Source organism: Kaistella sp. CFF1-2 (assembly GCF_059509915.1).
The window spans coordinates 143,266-170,202 of the sequence record NZ_JCAKLF010000004.1 but is presented as its reverse complement, the minus strand read 5'-3'; the positions used below and the strand labels follow the sequence as shown (position 1 = coordinate 170,202).

The following is a 26,937-nucleotide window of genomic DNA, read 5'->3' as shown; positions in this document are numbered from 1 at the left end:
AATCATAAAGCGCACTCTTTTCTGGTTGATTCTAACCTAGAAGAGTGCGCTTTTTTCTGGAAAATTTCATTCCATCATTTGTGTTCTTAAACCTCTTTTGTATTAAATACAAATTAAGGTATAATTGAAAAGAAATTCAAATTTTATAGTTTTGATCAATCGCTTAAATGAAAACAGTGTTTCGCTTTAAAGTGTTGATAATCAGCAATTGTTTTTTGTAAAATAGACTTTATTTGAATTTGATATAAAGTTTGAATATATTCTAGAAATGACCGATACGACAAGGTTTGCTTTTATTGTATCGAAAATCAATTATAAAAAGTTTTTTTTCATAATTTGATATTTTTCTAAAGAAAATTTTGATTTAATTTTTTTTAAAATTTGAATAGAAATAGAAGCTTATTCTATTTCAAAAAATTGATCATAAAATATATTCAAAGTGCATTTTAATTAATTGATAATCAATTTGATGTATTTGTGATTTAGTTGTGTTTATTCTGGATTTTTGAAAGGCAAACACTTGGTGTACTATATAGGAAGGGCTACTTTTGAACTCAGAAAAACACAAGTGATGCGGTTGAATTATTCAATCGATTTAAATTCTGGATTAAGTGAAATTTGCATTCCTTAATTGTTAGTGCAAATTTTTAGCTGGGGATTTTTGTTTGGGTACCGTTAGGTTCTTCTTAATCCAGATTTTTTTGTTTTTCATTAGTATGTCTAATAGTCGATAAATAGAGATTATTATAAACACAATTGATGAGAAAATATTTACCTATTTATTTTTCCTCTTTTATTGAAGCGCAGCCAAAGAAATTGGTTAGTGCATTTTGTGTTTTATTTGCTTTATCTTTTATATCGGCAGAAACATATTCTTTCCAAGACTCTCTACAAACTTCTAATGATTCGGATGCGATCGAGCAACAGGAAATTTATGAAGTTGAAAACATTTCGAATGTTTTATATATAAGTGAAGGAGCTCAAGTTGTTGGCTTAAAAGAAGTTTATGTAAAGCCCCAAATTGAGAATAAACAGAACGCCAAAATTGAAACAAAGACCAAAGTAATTGAAGTTTTAGTTTCAAATAAAATCGAAAAGCAGTCAATTTTAGTTGAAAAAAATAAAGTAAATCGGGTTCGTTATGCTCTGGAAAACAGCGGTGAAACTTCGGTTTTTAAAAATTCAAATTCGATATCAAAACTTGGAGATCGGGTACAACGTGCAGCTGTTGCCATTCTTTCTTCAATTTCATTGAAAATAGTTTTGATTATTAATGATGATGATATTGTTGATAATCAAAGTCAATTTCTTGTAAACGCACAACATCGAACTTTTAGAGTTCGTCCTCCTCCAATTTCTATTGCTAAATACATAAGCTAGAAATTATTCATTTTAATTAAAAAACCCTTATATGAAAAAATACATTCTTTGCTCGTTTTTGAGCATAGGAAGCATGTTTTATGCTCAAACAAATCAGGTTGGTATTGATACCCCTGCGCCAAAAGCACTTTTCCATGTGGATGGTGGAAAAGATAATCCTAAAAACCCAGCAACAGCACTTACTCCTGCTCAAGTTGCCAATGATGTTGTGGTAACAACCTCAGGTAACGTAGGTATCGCAAACATAACCCCAGCTACGAAATTGGATATTTACAATGGGACGACGAATGGTGCCATAAAAATCGTAGATGGAACGCAAGGCGTTGGAAAAGTTCTGATGAGTGATGCAAATGGTGTTGGGACATGGGTAATGCCGAACTCATTTAAATCTACAGCATTAGGAGTATACCCAAAAACTGCGGTTGTAATAACCTCTAATGGTACTGCAAATTATATTGGTGAAAAACTATATACGCAAATTTATATTGATCTTACCCCAGGAAAATGGATTGTAAATGCAGGTCTTACTGTTCGTGCTACAGAAGCTTTAGGTGCTAGATTTTGGATGCATGCCTATTTATCAACTTCTCAGACTTCGGTTGTTCAAACTGGGTTTAAACATTTAGGTCCTGCCGGATCAACAACAACCTACGCAAATTTAATTTTTGCCAATCCAAATACGGCTAGTAATCCTTATGGGAATCAAGGTTCTAATTTTATTAGCGGATCTTCGGTTATTAATGTTACAGCTAATGTGAGACTTTATTTGCTAATAGATAATTCTAACAGATTGCCTAGAGATGACGAAAGAGTCGGTTCTTTTGTTTTCAGCACAGATGCTTACGAAAACTACTTTCACGCAATTCCTGTTGAATAATTTTAAAAATTTTAAATATCATGAAAAAATATAGTATACTAATAGGATTATCGTTAGCCTTCACTGCTAATGCACAAGTAGGTGTTAACACAACAAATCCTCAACAGGTTTTCCATATTGACGGAAAAAGTTCTTCAACAACGACAAACCCAACAACTGGCACTCCTAGTGCTGCTCAACAAGCAGATGATGTTGTAGTTACTAAAGATGGATATATAGGTATTGGTACGTCAGCTCCAACAAAGAGAGTTGAAATTTATAGTGCTACGCCTGGAGCTATCAAAATTGTAGATGGTACACAAGGTGATGAAAAAGTATTAATGAGTGACGCAAATGGAGTAGGAACATGGCAGATGCCTTCGGCTCTAAAAGATGTTGTAAGAGGAGTTTTTAGAAGGGATTCTGGAGGTGGAGAAATTTATGCTGGCTCCGATGACTCAGCAGATAAATACAAAGATTTACATGCAAGCATTACTTTAACCAAAGGGAAATGGATTGTAAATGCAGGAAGTACATTGAAATCTAATCTTGCAAACGGACAAATAGTTTGGGTACATATGTATTTATCATCATCTGTATCAACATCTACAATTGATCAATCTGGTTTTACGCATTTAGGCCCGGCAGCAGATAAAACGGCTTATGCTGGTCAAATTCACGGATTTAAAGATGTGAATCCAGGAGGAGCCGATAATGATAATTTTGTTAGCGGATCGAGTCTTATTGAAGTGACTAGCGACACGCTTGTTTTAAATTTGATGATTGAAAACCTAGCCACTACAGTTAACGGCGTAAATACGGGTAGAAAATTCTATACAACCAGTGGTTTTTGGGAAAACTATTTATATGCAGTCCCAGTTAACTAATTCAACAACTATTTAGATTAATATTATGAAAAAATATATATCATTATTATTTATAGCTATTGGCTTGAGCGGATACGCTCAAGTTGGGGTGAATACTAAAAACCCTCAGCAAAAATTCCACATCGATGGTAAGAGTAGTGCGGCTACAACGAATCCTACTACAGGAGCGCCAACTGCGCCTCAACAAGTTGATGATGTGGTAATCACAAAAGATGGGAATGTAGGAACTGGAATTACGACTCCAACAAGGCGTTTGGATATTAATAATGGGTCTACAAATGGAGCGATAAAGATTGTTGATGGTACTCAAGGTGCTGGCAAACTTTTAATGAGTAATGCAGACGGCGTTGGACAGTGGGTTTTACCAAATGCTTTAAAAAGTGTTATTGTTGGGACCTTTACACCTGGTGTTCAAACATCAGATGGAGGTGGATGGAAGTATTCTAATGTTTCAATAAAGTTGACAAAGGGAGTATGGATGGTTAATTTGGGGCTTACAATAAAATCATTTATTAGGAATAATGATGGACAGTGGGTGCATTTAAGAATTTCTTCATCCAATACGGGAGTAGATTATGTTGGATGGAAAAACTTGGGAACAGCAAATAATAATACGTCATATGCAGGAACATTGTTCGGTAGTGCGGTTTATGATAGCAGTAATAATTTTCAGTTCTTTGAGGCGAACTCAAATAACTACATAAATGGATCTAATATTATTGAAGTTACTGACCCCGAAGTTACTCTTTACCTAATGATAGAGAACTTTCCTAATCGTACGGTTCCAGCAGGTACACCAAATAACGGAGCGGTATGGCAGTTTGATACGGGTAACTGGGAAAATTATTTCTACGCAAACCCACTATAAATTGAACTAATTTACTTTCATATTTTCAAAAACAAAGCCTCCAATTTTGGAGGCTTTGTTCTATCTTGTAAAATTATAAATTCAAAAATAATTTCGGGTTTACGGGCGTGTTATTCTTGTGTACTTCGTAATGTAAATGCGGTCCGGTTGAACGTCCTGAGTTTCCACTTTTTGCAATCACTTGGCCAACTTTCACATCATCATTTGCTTTAACCATGATGCTAGAAAGGTGTCCGTATAAAGTTGCTAATCCATTTCCATGCGAAATAATCACGCAATTTCCATAGCCGCCTTTTTGTCCTGCAAAAATTACTTTTCCTGTTGCAGTACATTGCACATCCGACCCGTAAGCAACCGCATAATCCATCCCTTTGTGGAACTGCATTTGATCAGGTTCTGCAGCTGGAGCTGTTTTTTTAGTATTTGCAACTTGAGTTTGATTTGGAATTGGATTTCCTAAACTGTCTTTTTTCACCTCTTCCGTTTTTACTGGCTTTACAGAGGCCATTAAGATTTGTGGCGTTTTAGGAGGAATTGGGTTTTTACGAACTCCAAAATTGGATGAAATATAACCTCCCGTTGGATGTCCTAAAGGAATGGTTTGCAATTTTTGCTGCAAATCTACTAAATACTGACTGTAACGGTTGCTTTGCTTTGCAAGATATACGGCATCCGACAAACTATCCTTATCTAAGGCTTGAATTTTTTCGTTTGTAATGTTCTTCGTTATTAAAAATCGATTCAATTGATTTACAGTAAAATCAATTTGGTTGAGGTCGTTTTTCATGCGTAAATAATCAATACTGTCTTTTTGAGTATTGATTTTTACTAGATTTACTTCGTAGGTCTTATCATCTTTTTTGCTTACTAATCCAGCAATAACCAAAGCTTGAGTAAAGGTTACGGCAAGAAGGATTCCTAATAAAAGCTTACTTTTCTTTAATTTTTTCATTTGCTAATTAAAAAATGGGTGCAAAGTTAAAATTTTTATTTTTTATGAAATCTAATAATCTACTTTCAAAACGTAAATTTTAAATAAAATAATGTTAAGGTTTTCATAAAGTTTTTAAGAAATAAGAGATATGCTTGTCATCTGAATAATGGGTTGATTCTCATCCGCTTTGTGTAGATTTATTAAGTGTGTTTAAGAAAATACAAACTTGTTTTTAGTCATTTTAAATATATTTTTTAACGATAATCCTACGCTGTTTAATTCAGATACGGGTTTAGATATAATAATCTTGCTATCTTTGTGGGCAATCGTACATCATGGCAAAGAAAAAATCAAAACCAGAACCGAAAGTGGAAAAGAAAACAAGAGCTAAAAAATCAACACCAATAACTCCAAAAGCGCAAGTAGGCGTTGTTGGGAGTGGTTCGTTTGCAACAGCGATTGTAAAGATGCTTTTGGAAAACTCGAAAGTTGTGCATTGGTGCGTTCGAAATGAGTTTGTAAAAGGCGCTATTGAAACTCGCGGTCATAATCCGAATTATCTTACAGCGGTTCATTTTGATACAAAAAAATTAGCTATTACAACCGATATTAACGAGTTGGTTACGGCTTGTGACGTGGTTGTTTTGGCTACACCTTCTATTTATTTGGAGGAAAGTATGAAGCATTTAACTGCAGATTATACAGGTAAAATTTTTGTTTCTGCTATTAAAGGGATTGTTCCGAAGGTGAATGATATTGTCGCTACGTATTTAAAAGAAGATTTTAATATTGGTTTCAAATGTCAGGCGGTTTTAGCGGGACCTTGTCATGCGGAAGAAGTTGCTATGGAGCGTTTGTCGTATTTAACGATTGCAACGGCTGAAGCAGAAACTTCTGATTTGTTGTCTGAACTTTTCTCTTCTCGTTTTATTAATGTGCATTGCAGCCGTGATATTTTAGGAAACGAATACAGCGCTATTTTAAAGAATATTTATGCAATTGGTGCGGGTATAGCGAGTGGTTTAGGTTATGGAGACAACTTTACGGCGGTTTTCGTTTCGAATGCAATCCGTGAGATGGAAACCTTTTTAGAAGGGATTTACGAAGCGCCTCGTGATGTTAATGAAAGTGCTTACTTGGGAGATTTACTGGTAACAGCGTACTCGTTGTTTTCACGTAACCGAAGCTTAGGAAACCTAATTGGAAAAGGCTATACCGTGAAATCTGCGATTCAATCTATGAATATGATTGCGGAAGGGTATTACGCTGCCGATTCTATTTATCAAACGTCGAAAGAAAAAAATATGAATACACCAATTATTGATACAGTATATCGTATTCTTTACGAAGAACGTAATGCAGAAAAGCAGTTCCAGAAATTAACAACGATCTTAAACTAATTTTTCTTTTTCGTTGAAGACATCCGAACTTCGAAAAATGCTAAAACCTTACGCTCCCTTGGAGGAAAGGTTGAATATTCGTTCGCATTTTGCGGGAATTATCTTAAGCTTTGTCGCTTTGATTTTGTTGATGGTAAAAGCGTCTCATTATCAAGATTGGCGTGTTTGGGTAAGCTTTTTTATATTCGGATTCACGATGATCATTTTGTACACGGCTTCTACCGTGTATCATGCATCAACAAAACCTAGAAACCGATATCGATATAAAATTTTCGATCATATTGCGATTTTCATTTTTATTGCAGGAAGTTATACGCCTTACACGATGGTTACTTTGAAAGATCAAGGTGGAAACTTGATTTTGCTTACTGTTTGGGGAATCGCTTTATTGGGAACACTATTAAAGGTTTTCTTTACCGGTCGATTCAAGATTTTGTCAACATTACTTTATGTTGGTATGGGTTGGATCATTGTTTTTTCTTTCGATAATTTATCTAAAAACTTAGGCGGACAGGGCATTTTTTGGTTGTTGGCCGGGGGAGCCGCTTATACCATTGGTGCTTTATGTTATTCAATTAAAAAGTTGCATTTTAACCATGCGATTTTTCACTTTTTCGTTCTATTAGGCACTTTTTGCCACTTTTTATCAATTTACCTATACGTTCAACCGAGAATTTCTATCTAATTTCGCAAGCTATTTTAGTAGGATTTCCGAAATTTGCATAAAATAAAGTTATGCATAGAAAGATCAAGACAAGAACTCCAAAACCAGAATACGATGTTGTACTGATTGGTGGTGGAATTATGAGTGTGACTTTGGCAACTTTGCTTCATGAATTTGATCCCAATTTGGAGATTGCGATTTTCGAACGATTGGGACGTTTTGCCAAAGAAAGCACCGCAGCATGGAATAATGCAGGAACAGGACACTCTGCCTTCTGCGAATTGAATTACACACCCGAAAAAGAAGACGGCAGTATTGATATCTCCAAAGCGGAAAAAATTGTTGAACAATTCGAGGTTTCCAAGCAGTTTTGGTCTTATTTAATTGAAAAAGGACATATTAACGAACCAAAAGACTTCATTAATTCGTGTCCGCATATGTCTTTGGTTTTTGGTGAGCATGATGCGCAGTATTTAACGAAGAGACATGAAGCACTTACAAAATCACATTTGTTTCAAGGAATGAAATTTTCTCAAGATCATACGCAATTGGCAGAATGGGTTCCGTTGATTATGAGCAAGAGAAAGGAAAATGAAGTGATTGCAGCAACCAGAATGGATATGGGGACGGATGTTAATTTCGGTTCTTTGACACGTAAAATGGGTCGTTTTCTTGTAGAAGATTCTGCGGTTGAGGTTTTCTTGTACCATGAAGTGAAGGATTTGGATGTGAAAGAAGATGGTTCTTGGACTGCTGAGGTAAAAGATCGTTTAAATAATCATAAACAAACCGTTTCTGCAAAATTTGTATTTATCGGAGCTGGCGGATATTCGTTGCCACTTTTGGATAGTTCAGATATTAAAGAAAGTGAAGGTTATGGAGGTTTCCCAGTTTCTGGCCAATGGTTGGTGACGCATAATCAAGAATTGGTAGAAAAACATCAGGCCAAAGTATACACGCAAGCGACAGTTGATGCACCGCCAATGTCGGTTCCGCATTTGGATTTACGAATTATTGATGGTAAAAAAGCCTTACTTTTTGGTCCGTTCGCGGGTTTCTCAACAAAATTTTTAAAGGAAGGTAGTTATTTGGATTTACCAGAAAGTGTAAATTTTAAAAATATTCGTTCGTTGTTTGGTGCGTGGTGGCATAATTTGCCGTTGACGAAATATTTGATTCAGCAAGTTGCGATGAACAAAAATCAGCGTATGGCGGCACTTCGTGACTTTGTGAAAGATGCAAAAGAAGACGATTGGGAATTGAAAGTTGCAGGTCAACGTGTTCAAATTATCAAAAAAGATGAAATGAAAGGCGGGAAATTAGAATTCGGAACGGAAGTAGTGGTGAATAGCAAAGGGAATTTAGCATCACTTTTGGGAGCTTCTCCAGGTGCTTCTACGGCTGTTGCAGCAATGTTGACGGTTCTTGAAAAATGTTTCCCAGAGAAATTAAATGGCGAATGGAAAGCCAAATTGGAAGAAATGATTCCATCGTACGGACAGAAATTAGCAGAAAATAAAGAACTTACAGATCAAGTTCGTGCGTTCAGTAAGGAAAAATTAGAGTTGGAATACTAAATTAAAACTCCAAGCAACATAGAAAGTAAAAAGCATCTTTTGGGATGCTTTTTCTTTTTCATACCTTTGATTAGTTATGGCAACCATTGAAAAACCTTTTATAGCAGAAGAACTTTTACTCGAATTCAAAACGCAAGTAGAGGAGGAGAAACAAGTGATTGTTCATTGTTGTTTTCCGAAATCGCCGATGTGGGGCAATCTCATTCGGATTTGGCAAACGACCTTTCTTTTGGATAAAGGAAGTGATCATAAAAGTAAGTTGCTTTTTGCAGATAATATTACGATTTTCCCATATTGGACGGAAGTTCCGCCGATGAAGGATTACTGGTTTACGCTTATTTTTTCGGGTTTACCGAAAGACTGCAAATCCTTTGATTTTGCCGAAATTATCCCCGAAGAACATGGTTTCTTTGTAGAAAATATTCGCCGTAACGAAACAGACGTCTATCGAATTAAAATTTCTTAAAATGAATTTCAATTATAAAATACTAGGTTTTCTACTGCTTTTAATGAGTTCAACATTGGTGTTTGGACAATCAATTAAAAAGCAGAAAAAAGAAATTCTAAAATTTCAAAAGGAATTGAACGAAGGCTATCTTAGCAAAGAGGATACGCCATTGCGCGGTGAAAATTACGCCAATTTTAAAGCGCATCCGTTCTTTCCAATTGATTTGAAATATCGTGTTGTTGCCAATTTTGTGCGAACTCCAAATGCGATTCCTTTTGATATGAACACGTCATCTGGAAAAACACGCCCGTATGTGGAATATGGAAAAGCAACGTTTACTTTAAACGGAAAGAAGCACACGGTGACACTTTATCAAAACTTAACGTTGATTAAAAAACCGGAATATGCAGATCATTTATTCCTACCTTTTAAAGATGAAACGGCGGGAGCAGAAACCTACGGCGGTGGAAAATATTTGGATTTAACGATTCCTAAAGGGAATACGATGGTTATTGATTTTAACCAATCGTATCATCCGTACTGCGCTTACAATGCATACGATTATTCGTGTCCGATTGTTCCACGAGAAAACTGGATTTCAACCCGAATTGAAGCAGGTGTCATGTATGATGACGTTTATTTTCACTAAGATTTATACTCATCGCGGACGTCTTTGCTTTGCGCATAACAAACCGGTGATGCATTGTCATTCAGATTTTCTTTCATTTGTTGATTGAAGGATTCTGATTGATTTCTCGGGATGGAAAGTGATTTCCAAGACTGATCTTTTCGCATTTTTGCGATGTAAATTAGTTGCCCAACATGATACGGATAATGGGCTAGTTGGCGTAAAACCGCATCCAAAACGGTATGTTTTTCCCCTCGAATAAAAATGACGTAGTTGAGATTTTCTTCGGTGATTTGTTCTAAAGCTTCCATAAGACAAGTCCAGCCTTTTTCCCAATATTCGATGACTCCGGCTTTGGTTGTAAAGGTGTTTTCAAATTCTTGATCTCGATTGCGCCACGGTTTTTCACCATCTTCTTTTAAAAAGTTCGTCCACCTCGAAAGCATATTCCCAGCAATATGTTTTACAATTATCGCAATCGAATTACTTTCTTCATTATACTGCCAAAAGAAATCTTCTTCTGAAATTTGATCAAAAGTTTGATCTCCCAACGTTTTATAATACAAAAATCGTTTAATAAATAGATCTTTCATACTGCTTTTATTTAAGCTAAAGTTAGTTTTTATTCGGTTATGTTGAGTAAAAACTACTTTATATACGTCATATTTCCGCATAAGTTTTCTAAGTGAACAATCTTGTGGAAAGGCGATTGAATAGCATTGAGATTTTCTTTGTTTTGAATAATAGAATAACGCGAAGCTAAAGAATTCATGTTGGAAACCATGACCAACCAATGTTCGTCAACCGATTGATCGTAGAATGGGAATTTTAAGTTCTTTTTTTGGATAAGTTCTAATATTTTCTCAGAACAAAGCGTGTCGAAAAGATTTTGTGTATAGTCATGTGTGATAAACACATTTCTACGATGGTGCGATTTTTTTAAGGTTTTAACGCAGCCAAAAGGCTTTTGTTTTTGGACGCTTTTGCAAATATCGGTCAATAATTTATCGTAATTATGAAAAACATGTTCTTCTAAATTCTCACGAAATTGTAAAAAATAAACACCACGAAATTTCGCAGTGTTTTCCTTTTCTAATTCGATTTCAGCTTGGCGGAATAATTTGTTCAAAATGCCTTCAATCTTTTTCATTTCCAAATGATTAATCACCTCGGTAAGCTCTATTCCTAGCTTTTTTCCATTAAACGTTGCAATAAAATCGGGGCTTTCGCAGGTGAGATTTTCAAACTGTATTTGTGGGAAATGGTGCATGAACGCATTGAGAAGCAAGATTTCAGATTTCTTTTTATACTTTTCTCGTTCGTGGAGCGCCGATTGATCAATTTGGTCGTGATAACGCCCTATCGGCTTCTTTTTGAGATGCTGGTTTAGATAATAAAGTGAAAGGTTTTTCACTAAATCTTCATCAGAAAATGTTTTTTTCATTATAGAATATTTTGATATTCAAATAATTACCTACTAAATGTACAACTTATTTTGATAGTGAAATACGAATTGCTCTTTTTTAACAAAAAGTTCATAAACAAAACGAAAATTCTATGTTCAGCATAAAGCCCGAAAATGCTTTAAATATTGATATTTTTCAGTATTTGAGACACTTACGTACTGCAGATAAAATGCTACCTTTGTGCTACTATAATTTTAATATCAGTATATATGGATTTTAAAAACTATCAGATGCCTTTTCCGATTAACTCGGAATATTCTACAAAAGTGGCTTATTTTTCAATGGAGTTTGCGATAGATCAGGCTTTAAAAATATATTCAGGAGGTTTGGGATTTTTGGCAGGGTCGCATATGCGAAGTGCATATAATTTGAAGCAAGATTTAGTAGGGATCGGGATTCTTTGGAAGTTTGGCTACTACGATCAAGCGCGTAATCACGATCAAACGCTGAATCCGGTTTGGACGAAAAAAATGTACAGCTATCTTCAAGATACGGGAATCAAATTCCAAATTGAGATTCACAGCGCACCGGTTTGGGTGAAAGTTTGGTATCTTGATCCAGAAGTTTTCCACACGGCACCGATGTTTTTCCTTTCTACGGATGTTCCGGAAAACGATCATATCTCAAAAACAATTTGTCATCGCTTATACGATGCCAATGAAGCAACAAAATTGGCGCAATACATTCTTTTGGGAAAAGGTGGTGCAAAATTGTTGGACGAGATTGGTTTGCAACGTGATGTCTATCATTTGAATGAGGCGCACGGTTTGCCAGCAGCATTCTATTTGTTGAAAAAATACGGTGGCGATTTAGCCAAAGTAAAAGAAAAATTAGTTTTCACAACGCATACACCAGAAGAAGCGGGGAACGAAAAGCACAATGTCAATCTTTGTTATGATATGACGTATTTTTCTGGTCTGTCTATGGATGAGGTTCAAGCGATTGGCGGAGTTCAAGAAAATATGTTCAATCACTCGCTTTGCGCTTTGAAAATGGCTCGAATTGCGAATGGTGTTTCTCAACTTCACGGAAAAGTTTCTCGACAAATGTGGGGTAAATACGACGGAATTTGTGAGATTAAATCGATTACCAATGCGCAGGAATTTAAATATTGGGCAGATAAGCCATTGTATTCTGCAAAAGACGAAGATGATACAGAAGCGTTTGACTACCGTAAAAAACATTTGAAGAAAAGATTGTTTAAAATCGTTGCGGATCAATGCGGGAAGCTTTTCAGTCCTGAAGTTTTAACGATTGTTTGGGCTAGACGATTTGCTGGGTACAAAAGAGCCGATTTGTTGTTGAAAGATAAAGAGCGTTTCACAAAATTATTGAACAATCCGAAATATCCAGTTCAGATTATTTGGGCAGGAAAACCGTATCCAATGGACTATTCAGCGATTTCGGTGTTTAATACTTTGGTAGAAGAAAGTAAAGTTCAAAACAATATGGCGGTGCTAACAGGCTACGAATTGGCTTTAAGTAAATCGTTGAAGCAAGGTTCAGACGTTTGGTTGAATAATCCTCGTGTCCCAAGAGAAGCTTCGGGAACGTCGGGTATGACAGCAGCGATGAATGGTTCTGTGAATTTTTCTACCGATGATGGATGGATTCCAGAGTTTGCAAAACCAGGTGTAAATTCGTTTGTTGTCCCTATTTGCGATTACGAAAATATGTCGGTTTACGATCAGGATAACTACGATTTGGAGCAAGTGTACGATATTTTAGAAAATCAAATTATTCCAACCTATTATGAAAATCCTACTGAATGGCGCAAAATCACGCAAACGGCAATGGATGATGTGAAAATTCAATTCGGAAGCGACCGTATGGCGGATGAATACTACAAATTGATTTACAATTCTTAGAAATATAGAATTTTAAAATTTATAAAAGCTCGATTTATTTCGGGCTTTTTTATTTTCAAATGCATTCAATGTTTGTGGAGAGATTCAAGCTTAAATTTCGAGAAATATCTACTAAAAGTACTATATTTGGAAACTTCATAATCATTTAGCGTTTTATATGAAAAAGTTTTTTATTTCGGCTGCGATTTTTGCAGTTACTCAAAGTTTCTTTGCACAAGAAATTACCTTAGATAAAATCTATTCAGGATACTACAGAGGACAAGGGATTGCAGGAATTGCGTCGCTTAAAAATGGCGAAAACTACGCCGTTATCGAAAGTGGTGGTATCGCAAAATATTCCTACAACACGTCTCAGAAAGAAGGAAATATTGTGGATGGAAAATTTATGAGTTATGAATTTTCGGATGACGAATCCAAAATTTTATTGCTAAAAAATTCGGAGTCCATTTACAGACATTCTTTTTTAGGAAAATTTGATGTTAAAGATTTGAAATCCGGAAAAGTAGTGGAAATAAACAACGGAAACTACGTTCAAGAACCACAATTTTCTCCAGATGGAACCAAAGTCGCTTTCGTTGCCGATAATAACATGTTTTATCAGGATTTAGCTTCGGGTAAAATCACTCAAATTACGAATGATGGAAAGAAAAATTCAATCATTAATGGTTTGTCAGACTGGGTTTATGAAGAAGAATTTGGTCATGCAAGACAATTTGCTTGGACGAAAAATTCAGATGCGTTAGTTTTTGTTCGTTTCGATGAGTCTAACGTTCGCGAAATGTACATTCCACTTTACAAAGGGCAATTGTATCCTACGGAAATGCGTTTCAAATATCCAAAAGCAGGTGAGGAGAACTCAAAAGTTTCGGCTCATTTGTTCCGTTTGGATCAAGGAAAAGTTTCGAATATTGATTTAAGTGCTTTCAAAAACTACTATATCCCGAATGTAATTCAAACAGCAAAAGCAGATGAAATCGTTTTGATTACATCTCAAAGAACGCAGAATGCGTCGGATGTTTTGAAGGTGAATACCAAAACGGGAACAGTAAAGAAATTATTTACAGAAACTGATCCGAAATGGATTGAAACGGATAACGTAACTATGGAGTTTTTGGATGATAATTCATTCCTTTGGGCTTCGGAGCGTGATGGTTTCAAGCATTTGTATTGGTATGACGAAAGCGGAAAGTTGAAAAAACAAGTAACCAAAGGGAAATGGGAAGTATTGAATTATTACGGATACAACCCAAAAACGAAGGAAGCTTTCATCCAAACAACGCAAAACGGAAGTATCAATAAAGTTATTTCTAAAGTTAATATCAACTCTGGAAAAATCGAAGTGATTTCGGCAAAAGACGGAACCAATTCGGCTAATTTCTCAAAGAACTTCCATTATTTCATCGAGAATTCATCTTCTGCGGCGCAGCCAAGTACGTATACGTTGAAAGATGCAAACGGAAAATCACTTCGTGAGCTTAGAAATAACAAAGCGCAGCTGGAAAAATTGCAAGCGGATAATCTTCCAATTAAAGAATTTACAACAATTCCAAATGAAGTTGGTGATCAAATGAATGCATACATCATGAAGCCGAAAAATTTCGATCCTACGAAGAAATACCCTGTTTTCATGTATCAATATTCGGGTCCAGGATCGCAGTCGGTTTCTAATTCTTGGGATCAAGGAAATGGATTTTGGTTCGGTCATTTAGTTCAGAAAGGCTATATCGTAGTTTGCGTAGATGGACGTGGAACAGGAAATAGAGGGACAGAATATAAAAAAGTGACCTACAAACAACTTGGGAAATACGAAATTGAAGATCAAATTGCTGCGGCAAAATGGTTAGGAAAGCAATCCTATGTTGATGCGTCAAGAATCGGGATTTTCGGATGGAGTTTTGGTGGTTATATGGCGAGTTTGGCTTTGACAAAAGGAGCGGATGTATTTAAATTAGGAATCGCTGTAGCGCCAGTTACCAACTGGAGATATTACGATTCGGTATATACTGAGCGTTTCATGTTGACTCCGCAAGAAAACCCTTCAGGTTATGATGATAACTCACCAACAACGCATGCGAAATTGTTGAAAGGGAAATTCTTAATGATTCACGGAACGGCAGATGATAACGTGCATTTCCAAAATGCATTGGAGTTTTCTGAAGCTTTGATTCAAAACAACAAGCAATTCGATTTTATGGCGTATCCAGACAAAGATCACGGAATCTACGGTGGAAATACCCGACCGCAATTGTACAAGAAAATGACGGATTACATCCTTCAAAATCTATAAAAACTGAAGCCGATTTCACAATTTGAAGTCGGCTTTTTCTTTTAAAACTTATCTTTGCTCAAATTCACAACGAATGATGAAAAAATGGATTTTCGTAGTTGGCTTTTTAATTTCTAGTCAAAGTTTTTTTGCCCAAGCAGAACCCACCGGAAATAAAGACGTTGATTTCTGGCTGTATTACAAACGCTTGGTTGATGCCGCAGATTCTATTCAAGCCAAAACAAAATCGGTTGAATTTGACACAAAAAGTCTTTTTGCGGAAGCTAAAAAACTGGATGCCCAATCGCATCCCATGTTTTATTTTGAAAAAGCGCAGGAGTATTATGAAAAGGGAAAATATAATGAAAGTGGTTTTCTGAATTATCTTGGAAAAATGAGAGCTACGGATTTTAACAAATGCGATTTAGGATATTTTGCAAAAGGTGAAAAAGGACATCTTCTTGATGAATCCGTTTATTTGTTTCTCTCAGCGGATGTTGCCAATTATAAAAGAATCATCCAAATGGCGATTGATTTTTATGAGAAAAATCCGTACAACTTTTTAGTGAAGAATGCTAAAGGTTACAAAAAACAACCGGTAGAAAATGAATATCGAGACTTGGTAAAAGCACTTAGCACGATAAAACCAAAAGATATTGAAGAAATACAGGAAGGAAGAAAAGAAATGATCGATCGAATTAATGAGTATTATGAAGCCTATAAACCAGCCTTCGAAAAAAAGTAGAAGTAGAATTTCCGAAAAGTAAAAAATATAGATAAACCTTCCAATCATTCCTAAATACGGAATGATTTTTTTTATTTTTAGAAGAAAAACTAGGAAAACATTCTGTTGTTTGTTAGGTCAATCAAATAAAAATCTTATTTTTGAAAAATTTGAAAAATAACAGCAATGAAAAGCAAGCACCCTAAGGGTTTACCGTATTTGTTTTTCACAGAAATGTGGGAAAGGTTTGGTTATTATTTGATTCTCGGGATATTCGTTCTCTATATGAAGGATCAAGATACAGGTGGGTTAAGAATCCCAAATAAATCAGCTTATGATATTTTCGGAACTTTCATTGCCCTTACTTATCTAACACCGTTTTTGGGTGGATTTTTAGCAGACCGTATTTTAGGCTATGTGAAAGCAATTTACATCGGTGGTGCTTTAATGGGAGCTGGATATATTGGTTTGGGATTGTCTCAGGAAATGCCTATATTTTACCTTTCTATGGCTTTAATTATTATCGGAAATGGCTTTTTTAAGCCAAGTATTTCTACACTTTTAGGAAATTTATATTCGGAAGAACCGTATAAAGCAAATAAAGACGCTGGTTACAATATTTTCTATATGGGAATTAACGTTGGAGCCTTTATTTGTAACATTATTGCCGCATTTATGCGTAACAAATTTGGTTGGGGTGAAGCGTTTATCACCGCTGGAGTCGGGATGTATGTTGGTTTAATTGTTTTTACCATCGGATTGAAACATGTAAAATCTGCTAATGTGTTGAAACCAAAACAAGAAGGCGACGTGGGTATTGGTGGAATTTTACTAAAAGTTTTCCTTCCTGCGATTTTAGTTGGAGGTTTAGGTTGGATTATTCCTGGAAATATCTTCGGAAGTGATTCTACAGATGCCTTTATCTTTGCATGTTTGCCAGTAATTGGATTTTATTTGTCTTTGTATTTGCGTGCAAGCAAAGAGGATAAAAAACCTATTGGAGCTTTATTAGCAATTTTTGCTGTAGGTATTATGTTCTGGGCGGTTTTCAAACAAAATGGAACAGCTCTAACAAATTGGGGAGATTATTATACCGATAGAACAGTTCCGAAAGCACTAGAAAAGCCTTTAGAAAGTGTTTATTTGGTTGATGGAAAAGAATATAAAGATGCTGAAGTTCCTGTTTATGACAGTCAGTTTCGTGCTGAAAATGATGCGGAAGGTAACGGAGTTAAGGCGATAGGGAAAGATGTATATTTTAAAAATATTTCACCAGAACAAAAAGCAACCTTGGATTCGCATCCCGATTCTAAAGTTTTCTTGTATAACACCGAGTTATTTCAGTCCATCAACCCGTTTTGGGTAATTGTTTTAACGCCTGTCGTGGTCGGCTTTTTCGCTTTACTTCGAAGTCGAGGCAAAGAACCAACAACGGCGAGTAAAATTATCTTAGGAATCTTTATTTCTGCGTTATCGTGTTTGGTGATGGTTGCAGCGGTTTACGCGGGAGACAATGGCGCGATGAAAGTTTCGGCTTTATGGCTTGTAGCAGCCTACGGCGTAATTACAATTGGAGAATTATGTCTATCACCAATGGGGCTTTCTTTAGTGTCTAAATTATCACCACCAAGATTAACGGCGTTGATGATGGGAGGAAACTTCCTTGCGATTTCTATTGGTAACAAATTGTCTGGTATCTTAGCAAGTATGTGGTATGATTATGATAATAAAGCGAATTTCTTTTGGGTAAATTTCGGTTTACTGATGGTTGCTTTCGTCATAGGATTATTGATCTTGAAAAGTTTAAATAAGATCATGAAAGAAAAAGGAGTGAATTAATCACTCCTTTTTTTGTAAATCCCTTTGTCAAAAGGAGAAAAAAGTTATATTTGTCATTCTTAACGAAAATTTAACAATTAACAATGGATACAGTTCAAACGAAAACAAAACATCCTAAGGGCCTTTGGGTGTTGTTTAGTACCGAAATGTGGGAGCGTTTCAATTTCTACGGAATGCGAGCGATTCTTACGCTTTTCATGGTAAACTCATTAATGCTTGGTGAAGCAAATGCTTCTATTATCTACGGTGGTTTCTTGGCATTATGTTATTTGACGCCGCTTTTGGGTGGTTTTATCGGAGATAAATATTTAGGAAATCGCTATTGTATTATTTTAGGAGGAACCCTAATGGCGATCGGTCAGTTTTTGTTGTTCTATAGTGCGGTAACGTTTGAAAGTAGCTTAGAGTCATCAAAAATGGTGTTCTGGCTCGGTCTATTGGTTATTGTCTTTGGTAACGGTTTCTTCAAACCAAATATTTCTTCGATGGTGGGAAGTTTGTATCCTGCGGAAGAGAAAACGAAATTAGACTCAGCATTTACGATTTTCTATATGGGGATTAATATTGGTGCGCTTTTAAGCCAGTATTTTGTTCCACTTTTTGCTGATGTTGTTGTTGATGGACAAAGAGATGTTCACGCCTTCAAATGGGGATATTTACTAGCAGGTATCGCCATGATTTTAGGAACGGTAATTTTCATTATTCTTAAAAACAAATACGTTGTTGATCCTCAAGGGAATCCTATTGGTGGTCTTCCAAAGAAATCAAAAACAGAGGTTTCAGCCGAAGATCAAGCGAAATTCGCTCCAAGTGCATTATTAGGAACTGGAATCTTGTTCTTTGTTTTATTCTTTGCGTTCCGTTATTTCTCTGTTGGTGAATTTGGATTCTCGAATTTTGAAATCGGAACATTAGTAAAAGGAATTATTTATCCAATTATCTATTCATCAGGGATTTCATTAGCGATTTTAATTCTTTTAGATAAACAATTAACGAAAATTGAAACACAACGAATTTTAGTTATCTATATCGTTTCATTCTTTATTATTTTCTTCTGGGCTGCATTTGAGCAGGCTGGATCTTCACTGACATTTATTGCCGATTATCAAACAGACAGAACATTCTTGTTTGGTTGGGAAATGCCAGCTTCGATGGTGCAGATTTTTAATGGTATATTCGTCGTAATGCTTGCTGTTCCTTTCTCAATCCTTTGGGATAAATTGAGAGCGGGTGGAAAAGAACCAGCGTCGCCCTTCAAACAAGCTATTGGATTGTTAATTATGGCTTTGGCGTATTTCATCATTGCCCATAACGTAAAAGACCTTGGAAATAGCGGATTGTTAGCAATCAAATGGTTGGTATTACTATATTTCTTACAAACATGTGGGGAACTTTGTTTATCGCCAATTGGTTTGTCATTGGTAGGAAAGCTTTCTCCAAAGCGTTTCGCTTCTTTGTTGTATGGAGTTTTCTTTATTTCGAATGCTGCGGGTTATGCTTTAGCGGGAACGTTGGGAGCGATTCTTCCAGCAACGGGTGACAAGCATAAAAAAGCACAAGAATTGGGAATTAATCTTCAAGATGTTTTGGATAAGAAAGTAACACTTACTCCACAACAGACAGAATTACTTTCTACGAATCAAATTCCATTGGAAAACCATTCGTTCGCAGGATTCGAAATTTCAAACTTGTATGAATTCTTCATGGTGTTTGTGGTGCTTTGTGGTATCGCTGGAGTTATTTTAATGCTTATTTCACCAAAATTGAAAAAGATGATGCACGGTGTAAGCTAAGGCTTTCATCTTGTAAAAAATAGGAAAAACCTCTTAGTAATAAGAGGTTTTTTTATAAATTAGCGAGGTTGTTTCATTAGCGAAGCAGCCATTTTTCATTTATGTATACTTTAGAACAAATACAAGATTTTAAAGGAAAGTATCCAAAGCAGATTTGGAGCTTGTTTTTTTCTGAGATGTGGGAGCGTTTCTGTTTTTACGGAATGCGCGGTATGTTGGTGTTTTTCATGATTCATCAATTGAGTTTTCAGGAAAAAGAAGCCAATTTGCAATATGGTGCAACGCAAGCATTTGTTTATGCGTTTACCTTTATCGGTGGATTGTTTGCAGATAAAATCTTGGGTTTCCGTAAATCTCTATTTTGGGGTGGATTGTTAATGATTGCCGGAAGTGCTTTGTTGGCAACAGATCCTCATAAATTCTTTTTCTTAGGCTTGTCCTTTATTATTATTGGTACTGGTTTTTTCAAACCAAATATCTCCACAATGGTGGGCGAACTGTATAAAGCAGGGGACAAAAGAACAGATGCGGGTTTTTCCTTGTTTTATGCGGGTATTAACTTAGGTGCTTTCTTGGGTGGATATATTTGTGTGGCGATTGGGAAAGGTTATATGTTCGCTGATCTTATTGACGAGGCGCATCGCTGGAATGTGGCTTTTGGTCTTGCAGCGGTTGGGATGATTGTTAGTTTAATTAATTTTCATTTTACGAAAAGACAATTGGGTCCTATTGGGCTTCAGCCTGGTCATCCAGAAGCGATTGTAAAAACAAAAGCGCTTCCTAAATGGGTGGAATATGCAGTTTACATCGGAACGTTATTATGTATTCCATTGATTCAAATTATGGTTTCAAAACCGGAGTACACGGATTATTTCATGTATATCATTGGTCCGGCAACCTTGGTGTATTTGTTTTATGAAATGTCGAAAGTGACATTAGCAGAACGTAAGAAACTTATTGCTGCTTTGGTATTCATTCTTTTCTCTATCGTTTTTTGGGGGATTTATGAGCAGAGTGGAGGTTCATTAAGTATTTTTGCTGCAAAGAATTTAAATGATTCCTTGGTTGGCATGACGGTAGACCCGAATGGGGTGAATAACTCAGCAGGAGCGTTCTTTATTATCGCTTTAGCGCCTTTGTTTGGTTTGCTTTGGCTGTGGATGGGGAAAAAAGGATTCGAGCCGAATACGATTATCAAATTTGGTCTAGGATTTATCTTCTTAGGTTTAGGATATTATGTGTTGTTCGCAACCCGATTCTTCGCAGATAGCGGGATTAGTTCTTTAGATATTTTCACATTAGCTTTATTGGTGATTACGATTGGTGAATTATGTTTGTCGCCTATTGGATTGTCTATTATGACGAAATTGTCACCTGCGAAGTTGCAAGGAATTATGATGGGAATGTGGTTTTTGGCGTCTGCTTACGGACAATATGTTGCTGGGTTGATCGGAGCTAGTATGGCGGATACGGATGAGCATGCTGCGCCTGCGGTAACCTTAATGAACTATACCGAAGGGTATAAAATGTTAGGTGTTTATGCCTTAATCGCGGGAGTGGTATTGATTTTGATATCACCTTGGGTGAAAAAATTAATGCAGGGAGTAAAGTAATATTTGCCCCTTTAATTCATGCGTATGAAAAAGGGATTGTTTTTTTTATCGATTTTATTAGTTTCATCTTTACAAGCGCAGGTGAAATGGATGGATGTTTCGGAGGCTGTTTCGAAACAAAAAGAGCAACCTAAGAAAATACTCATGATGATTTATAAAGAACCTTGCGAGGTTTGCGGTGACATGGAGCAGAATACATTTTCGCATCCCGTTATCGAAAACCAAATAAACGAAGGTTTTTATCCGGTGAAATACAATGCGAGCGACCTTTCGGTTTTGAAATTATACGGTCAAGATTTCAATTTGAAACCTCAAGTTAATGGTTTTAATGAATTTGCGAGTTATATGAATGTAACCGCAGCGCCTACCATTATCTTTTTGGATGAAAGTGGATCCGTTATTACTAAGCTGCAAGGGAAACTTAGTGCGAAGGAATTGGAGCCTTATTTGGGCTTTATTTCGCAAGATTCACATCGGAAAATTACGAACCGAGCGCAATGGTCCGATTTTCAGAAAAAATTTAAATCAAAAATTCGAGATTAATTCTTAATAAATAGTAAAAAGCCACCCAATTTGGGTGGCTTTTTTGTTGCTTTTTTCACAAGATTTCCATTTGCTCGAAAATAAAATAGATTTCATTAATCGAAAATAATTTTCCGATTTTCATTTTTCGGATATAGAATATATCGAAATTCTAGAAGTTTACCAATCGTTTATAATTGACATTTGTCAGCGTTTTTTGCTTTAATTTTTTAAAGTAAAATACCTAATTGGTAGACTAATCTTCGCTCAATAAAATTTTCTTTATAAAGTTGTAAAAAAAATTATTGAATCGATAAAAATATAATTTAAATTATGTATTATTTGTATAAAAAATAGTTAATACGATATTTATAATTTAATAAAATTTCAATATAATAATGAATGTTTTTATCTTTGGTATGTAAAAATAAGAGAACAAAAACCAAGTATTAACTATAAATTATTAAGAAAATGAAACTTCTAAAAGCAACCCTGAAATCAAGTTTATTGGTCCTTCCTTTATTCTTTGCAACAGCAATTAGTGCGCAAAAAATTGATCAGAAATCATCCGTGATTAAAGTATCTGGAACTTCAAGTCTTCACGACTGGGAAATGTCAGGATCCAACGCTACTTTTTCTGGAGTAGTTAATGGAAACGCAATTACCAACGTAAGTTTTTCTGTTCCGGTTAAGAATCTGAAAAGCGCAAAAGGAAAAATGATGGATAATAAGGCCTATGATGCATTAAACGCTTCTAAAGCACCGAACATTTCTTTCCAAGCGTCAACAATCAGTATTGGTAAATCTACCGTATCTGGAAAAATGACGATCGCAGGTGTTTCTAAAAATGTTTCTTTCCCAGTAAGTGTAACGAAAAAAGGAGCAGCGTATGTAATCGAAGGTACAGAGACTATTAAAATGTCTGAGTTTGGAATGAGTCGTCCAGGTTTTATGGGAGTAAAAACAGGAGATGTTGTAACGGTAAAAGTAACTATCCAAGCTGAATAAGTATTATCAAATTAAGTAACCAATATATTTTTATACTATGAAATCAACCCTATTAAAAGCAGGTTTAGCTCTATCAATGGCAGCGGTAAGCTTTGCAAATGCGCAAGAGTTCCCAATTGATAATATGAATCCTAGAGATCAAAGAGCAGTTAATATGTTCGAAAATAAGAAAGATTCTATTTCTAATTTCGACGGACTAAAAGTACGAGTTGGTGGTGCATTTGCACTTCAGTTCCAGGCTTTACAACACGAGTCAAAAGCCGATCAAAATGTTCCAGCGACTCAGCTTTATAATATTGGAAATAACTTCAATCTTGCAACAGCAAATTTAGATATCGATGTTGCTTTGTATGATGGTGTTAATTTGCACTTGCGTACGTTCTTGTCTTCAAGACACCACCCAGAACCATACGTAAAAGGAGGTTATTTGCAAATTGACAAATTAGACTTCATTAAAAAAGACTTCTTGAAAGATGTAATGAAATACTCAACATTGAAGTTTGGTCACGATGAGATCAACTATGGTGATGCGCATTTCAGAAGAACGGATAACGCGTATGCAATTAAAAATCCATTCGTTGGAAACTTATTAATGGATTCTTATGCAACCTTCGTTTTTGCAGAAGCATACTACCAAAGAGACGGTTTCATCGGGATGCTTGGGGTAAGTAATGGTAAGTTGAACCAGGATGCAACAAGTGGAGGATCTAGCCCGTCTATCCACGCAAAAATTGGATATGACAAGCAAGTAAATGAAGATCTTAGAGTTCGTTTGACGGGATCCGTTTACAACAGTGCACACAGTAAGAGTATTTACTTGTACGATGGTGATAGAGCAGGTTCTAGATACTATTTTGTGATGGAAAATGCAGCAGCGACTTCTAAAGGGAATTTCCTATCAGGTGCCGTTGTTCCAGATTTCAAGAACAAAACAACTTCTTTTATGGTGAATCCATTTGTAAGATATAAAGGATTAGAATTCTTCGGAACCTATGAAAATGCTTCTGGGCGTAACTTCTCAGAAACAGATAGAAGAAGCTATAATCAATATGCGGCGGAATTACTATACAGATTTGGTGCAGATGAAAACTTCTATATCGGTGGTAAATACAACCAAGTAAAAGGAGAATTAATCTCTGGAAATGATATCAAAGTAGATCGTTTCAACATCGGAGGAGGTTGGTTTATGACGAAAAACATTCTTGCAAAAGCAGAATATGTAAACCAAAAATACGACGGATATGCATCTACAAGTATTTTGAACGGTGGTAAATTCAATGGATTTGTATTAGAAGCAGTAATTGCTTTCTAAGACAAAACAACCCAAAATAATCCGAAGGGGCGACAAGCCTCGCCCCTTCATTTTTACGAAAGATAAAATGAAAAAATTCATATTACTAGCCAGCTGGTTTTTGGGAGTAATATTGATAAATGCACAAGAGAATAGCCTTCAGATAAACGGAAGTACGAATGTTAATAAATTTAAATGCGCCAATTATGATTTTTATTTTGACAACAACAAACCTTCGTTTACTGCAAATGATCTCCCAAAAATAAAATTATTGGTCAAAGATTTTGATTGCGGAAACGGAACGATGACCAAGGATTTTCAAAAAACATTAAATGCAACTCAGTACCCTAATTTACATATCAAATTTTTAAATTTTTCAAAAAAAGAAAATAATAAGTATATCGCTACGGTAGAGGTGAAGATGATGACGAAAACCGTAAAATATACCATTGACTTTGTGAGTTCTAAGAACCGATTGATAGGTCAAGAAACGGTGAAGTTTAGCGATTTTGGCATTGTGCCTCCAAAAAAAATGGGCGGGATGATCGTCGTAAAAGACCACTTGAACCTCGTTTTTAACATGGCACTCACCAATTGATTCAGTTCATTTTTCTTTCATAATTTATTATTTTCAAATGGAACCAAAAAAGGCTGCAAAGCTTTTAAACAGGGTTGTTTTTTGAGCCTGTAGCTGATTTTTTCAGCTGCAGGCTTTTTAGTTATGATTATTTTCCCGAAATTCGAATCTTCTCATGATGACACTCGAAACTTCTATTGAATTTCTAAAAGGTATTGGTCCCGATCGGGCCAAAATCATTAAATCTGTTTTGGGATTATCCACGATAGAAGATATGCTCCATTTTTATCCGCTACGTTATTTGGATAAAAGTAAAGTCTATCTCGTAAAAGATTTGGTGGAATCTGAAACGTTGGATATTCAATTGAAAGGAAAAATCACCCAACTTCAAGAAATCAAACATGGGAAAATGAAGCGTCTAAGCGCAAAATTTACCGATGAAACGGGGACGATGGATTTGGTTTGGTTTCAGTATAGCCAATGGATGAAAGAGCAGATTCCGCAAGATAAAGACGTTTATATTTTTGGAAAAGTAAATGTGTTTAATCATCGATTTTCGATGGCGCATCCCGAAATTGAAGGAGTGGAAAGTCGTGAAGAAGAAACGCGCCTACGTCCCATTTATCCAAGTTCGGAAAAGTTAACGAAAAGAGGATTAGGACAAAGATTTTTCCAAGGAGTTTTAAAGAAAATCTGTGCCGAAATACCCAATTTAATTGAAGAGAATCTGCCCGATGTTCTGATGAAAAAATTGCAGTTGATGTCTCGATTGCATTCTTTAATAAATATTCATTTTCCGAAAGATTGGGAGCACTATGAACATGCAAATCGACGTTTGAAATTTGAAGAAGCATTCTTTTTTCAGTTAAGTTATGGTTTGAAAAAGAAAAAGCACGAAGTAACTGCAATAGGAAATCCTTTTCCTTTGGTCGGTGAGCATTTTACAGGATTTTATCAAGATCATTTGCCGTTTGAATTAACCAATGCTCAGAAAAGAGTCGTCAAGGAAATCAGAAACGATATGAAAAAGCCGATTCAAATGAATCGTTTATTGCAAGGTGATGTTGGTTCTGGGAAAACCATGGTGGCTTTACTTTCGATGTTAGTAGCTTTGGATAATGGTTTTCAGAGTGTTTTAATGGCGCCAACGGAGATTTTGGCTCAACAACATTTTGCCAGTTTAAAAGAGCTTTTAAAGGATACTTCGGTTGAAATTAAACTTCTTACAGGTTCTACAAAAACCAAGGAACGACGCTTGATTCACGAAAGTTTATTGAATGGAAGTTTGTCTATTTTAGTAGGTACACATGCGGTTTTGGAGGATGTTGTGACGTTCAAAAATTTGGGTTTAGCGATTATTGATGAGCAGCATCGTTTTGGTGTCGCTCAGAGAGCCAAATTATGGGCGAAAAATAAAATTCCACCGCATATTTTGGTGATGACCGCAACGCCGATTCCGAGGACGTTAGCGATGAGTTTTTATTCGGATTTGGATGTTTCGGTGATTGATGAACTTCCTGTGGGGAGAAAACCAATTATTACCGCACATCGAAAAGAAAAAGATCGACTTTCGGTGTTTAAATTTGCAAAAGAAGAAATCGAAAAAGGACGTCAAATTTACTTTGTTTACCCATTAATTGAGGAATCTGAAACCTTGGATTATAAAAATTTAATGGAAGGTTTTGAGCATGTTACCGATTTCTTTCAAGGCTACAATGTGACGATGGTTCATGGGAAAATGAAACCTGAAGATAAAGATGTGAACATGAACTATTTCGCTAGCGGGAAAGCACAAATCATGGTTGCTACAACGGTAATTGAAGTGGGAGTGAATGTTCCCAACGCTTCCGTAATGATTATTGAAAGTGCAGAGCGTTTTGGTTTGTCTCAGCTACATCAGTTGCGAGGTCGAGTAGGTCGTGGTGCGGAGCAAAGTTTTTGTGTTTTGATGTCTTCCGATAAGCTTTCGGCTGATAGTCGAAAGCGAATAAAAACCATGGTAGAAACAACGGACGGATTCAAAATTTCTGAAGTAGATATGCAGCTGCGCGGCCCTGGAGATATTTTGGGAACGCAGCAGAGTGGTGTCGTTGATTTTAAAAAATTGGATTTAGTTGTGGATTCTAAGATTATCAAAGCGTCTAAAGATTTGGTTGATATTTTATTAAAAACCGATCCTCAGTTGCAGCATCCGGATCATCAACGGATCCGAAATCATTATATGCGTTTTTTCAGCAAGCGCTATAATTGGGGTAAGATATCATAAAAAAAGCTTATCAGATTTTGACAAGCTTTAAAAAAAGAGAGAATTGATTATCTAATGAAAAG

At 35.9% G+C, this 26,937-nt stretch carries 23 protein-coding genes; 20 read left to right on the top strand and 3 right to left on the bottom strand.

Going from position 1 to position 26,937, the window contains the following annotated elements; genetic code table 11:
• Positions 1–759: 759 nt before the first annotated feature.
• Genes AC5XHR_RS11975 through AC5XHR_RS11960 form a run of 4 tightly spaced genes read left to right on the top strand, consistent with a single transcriptional unit; the run spans position 760 to position 3,991 of the window.
• On the top strand, positions 760–1,380 hold the full coding sequence (locus AC5XHR_RS11975) for a hypothetical protein (RefSeq protein ID WP_495951029.1): 621 nt from the start codon (positions 760–762) through the stop codon (positions 1,378–1,380).
• Between the two features lie 31 nt (positions 1,381–1,411).
• Complete coding sequence (locus AC5XHR_RS11970; protein WP_495951028.1) at positions 1,412–2,257, top strand: hypothetical protein; 846 nt, start codon at positions 1,412–1,414, stop codon at positions 2,255–2,257.
• A gap of 20 nt (positions 2,258–2,277) precedes the next feature.
• Complete coding sequence (locus AC5XHR_RS11965; protein ID WP_495951027.1) at positions 2,278–3,123, top strand: hypothetical protein; 846 nt, start codon at positions 2,278–2,280, stop codon at positions 3,121–3,123.
• 25 nt (positions 3,124–3,148) lie between these two features.
• Positions 3,149–3,991, top strand: coding sequence for a hypothetical protein (locus AC5XHR_RS11960; RefSeq protein WP_495951026.1), 843 nt, complete (start codon positions 3,149–3,151; stop codon positions 3,989–3,991).
• 73 nt (positions 3,992–4,064) lie between these two features.
• On the opposite strand, the gene AC5XHR_RS11955 is transcribed toward AC5XHR_RS11960, so the two are convergent.
• On the bottom strand, positions 4,065–4,943 hold the full coding sequence (locus AC5XHR_RS11955) for a M23 family metallopeptidase (RefSeq protein WP_495951025.1): 879 nt from the start codon (positions 4,941–4,943) through the stop codon (positions 4,065–4,067).
• Between the two features lie 317 nt (positions 4,944–5,260).
• Here AC5XHR_RS11955 and AC5XHR_RS11950 point away from each other — a divergent pair, with 317 nt between their 5' ends.
• The 5 genes from AC5XHR_RS11950 (at position 5,261) to AC5XHR_RS11930 (ending at position 9,663) form a co-directional block, all read left to right on the top strand.
• Entirely contained in the window at positions 5,261–6,325 is a 1,065-nt protein-coding gene (locus AC5XHR_RS11950) for an NAD(P)H-dependent glycerol-3-phosphate dehydrogenase (protein WP_495951024.1), read from the top strand.
• Positions 6,326–6,362: 37 nt separating this feature from the next.
• Positions 6,363–7,010 (top strand): PAQR family membrane homeostasis protein TrhA, encoded by a 648-nt coding sequence (trhA, locus tag AC5XHR_RS11945; protein WP_495951023.1) that lies wholly within the window; start codon positions 6,363–6,365, stop codon positions 7,008–7,010.
• Between the two features lie 50 nt (positions 7,011–7,060).
• On the top strand, positions 7,061–8,566 hold the full coding sequence (gene mqo / locus AC5XHR_RS11940; RefSeq protein ID WP_495951022.1) for a malate dehydrogenase (quinone): 1,506 nt from the start codon (positions 7,061–7,063) through the stop codon (positions 8,564–8,566).
• 76 nt (positions 8,567–8,642) lie between these two features.
• Complete coding sequence (locus AC5XHR_RS11935) at positions 8,643–9,032, top strand: hypothetical protein (protein WP_495951021.1); 390 nt, start codon at positions 8,643–8,645, stop codon at positions 9,030–9,032.
• Position 9,033: 1 nt separating this feature from the next.
• Positions 9,034–9,663, top strand: a complete 630-nt coding sequence (locus tag AC5XHR_RS11930) for a DUF1684 domain-containing protein (RefSeq protein WP_495951020.1) — start codon at positions 9,034–9,036, stop codon at positions 9,661–9,663.
• Here the strand turns inward: AC5XHR_RS11930 and AC5XHR_RS11925 are convergent.
• Positions 9,660–10,235, bottom strand: a complete 576-nt coding sequence (locus AC5XHR_RS11925; RefSeq protein ID WP_495951019.1) for a DUF1572 family protein — start codon at positions 10,233–10,235, stop codon at positions 9,660–9,662. The two genes, AC5XHR_RS11930 and AC5XHR_RS11925, sit on opposite strands and share 4 nt — an antisense overlap.
• A 53-nt stretch (positions 10,236–10,288) precedes the next feature.
• Entirely contained in the window at positions 10,289–11,086 is a 798-nt protein-coding gene (locus AC5XHR_RS11920) for a hypothetical protein (RefSeq protein ID WP_495951018.1), read from the bottom strand.
• Positions 11,087–11,317: 231 nt separating this feature from the next.
• On the opposite strand from AC5XHR_RS11920, the gene glgP reads away from it, so the two are divergent.
• The 11 genes from glgP to recG all read left to right on the top strand — a co-directional run bounded on the left by glgP (position 11,318) and on the right by recG (position 26,875).
• Entirely contained in the window at positions 11,318–12,976 is a 1,659-nt protein-coding gene (gene glgP, locus AC5XHR_RS11915) for an alpha-glucan family phosphorylase (RefSeq protein ID WP_495951017.1), read from the top strand.
• 157 nt (positions 12,977–13,133) lie between these two features.
• Positions 13,134–15,263, top strand: coding sequence for a S9 family peptidase (locus tag AC5XHR_RS11910; protein ID WP_495951016.1), 2,130 nt, complete (start codon positions 13,134–13,136; stop codon positions 15,261–15,263).
• A 73-nt stretch (positions 15,264–15,336) separates the two neighbouring features.
• A complete protein-coding gene (locus AC5XHR_RS11905; protein ID WP_495951015.1) occupies positions 15,337–15,987 on the top strand; it encodes a hypothetical protein in 651 nt (216 codons plus the stop codon).
• 165 nt (positions 15,988–16,152) lie between these two features.
• Positions 16,153–17,805, top strand: a complete 1,653-nt coding sequence (locus tag AC5XHR_RS11900) for a peptide MFS transporter (protein WP_495951014.1) — start codon at positions 16,153–16,155, stop codon at positions 17,803–17,805.
• 83 nt (positions 17,806–17,888) lie between these two features.
• Positions 17,889–19,598, top strand: a complete 1,710-nt coding sequence (locus AC5XHR_RS11895) for a peptide MFS transporter (RefSeq protein WP_495951013.1) — start codon at positions 17,889–17,891, stop codon at positions 19,596–19,598.
• 101 nt (positions 19,599–19,699) lie between these two features.
• Positions 19,700–21,211, top strand: a complete 1,512-nt coding sequence (locus AC5XHR_RS11890) for a peptide MFS transporter (protein WP_495951012.1) — start codon at positions 19,700–19,702, stop codon at positions 21,209–21,211.
• 24 nt (positions 21,212–21,235) lie between these two features.
• Positions 21,236–21,754, top strand: coding sequence for a thioredoxin family protein (locus AC5XHR_RS11885; RefSeq protein ID WP_495951011.1), 519 nt, complete (start codon positions 21,236–21,238; stop codon positions 21,752–21,754).
• A 450-nt stretch (positions 21,755–22,204) separates the two neighbouring features.
• Positions 22,205–22,741: a YceI family protein gene (locus AC5XHR_RS11880; RefSeq protein ID WP_495951010.1), complete on the top strand. Its 537-nt coding sequence runs from the start codon at positions 22,205–22,207 to the stop codon at positions 22,739–22,741.
• Positions 22,742–22,778: 37 nt separating this feature from the next.
• Complete coding sequence (locus AC5XHR_RS11875) at positions 22,779–24,053, top strand: hypothetical protein (RefSeq protein WP_495951009.1); 1,275 nt, start codon at positions 22,779–22,781, stop codon at positions 24,051–24,053.
• A 67-nt stretch (positions 24,054–24,120) separates the two neighbouring features.
• A complete protein-coding gene (locus AC5XHR_RS11870) occupies positions 24,121–24,630 on the top strand; it encodes a hypothetical protein (protein WP_495951008.1) in 510 nt (169 codons plus the stop codon).
• A gap of 157 nt (positions 24,631–24,787) precedes the next feature.
• Entirely contained in the window at positions 24,788–26,875 is a 2,088-nt protein-coding gene (gene recG, locus AC5XHR_RS11865) for an ATP-dependent DNA helicase RecG (protein WP_495951032.1), read from the top strand.
• Positions 26,876–26,937 lie beyond the last annotated feature (62 nt).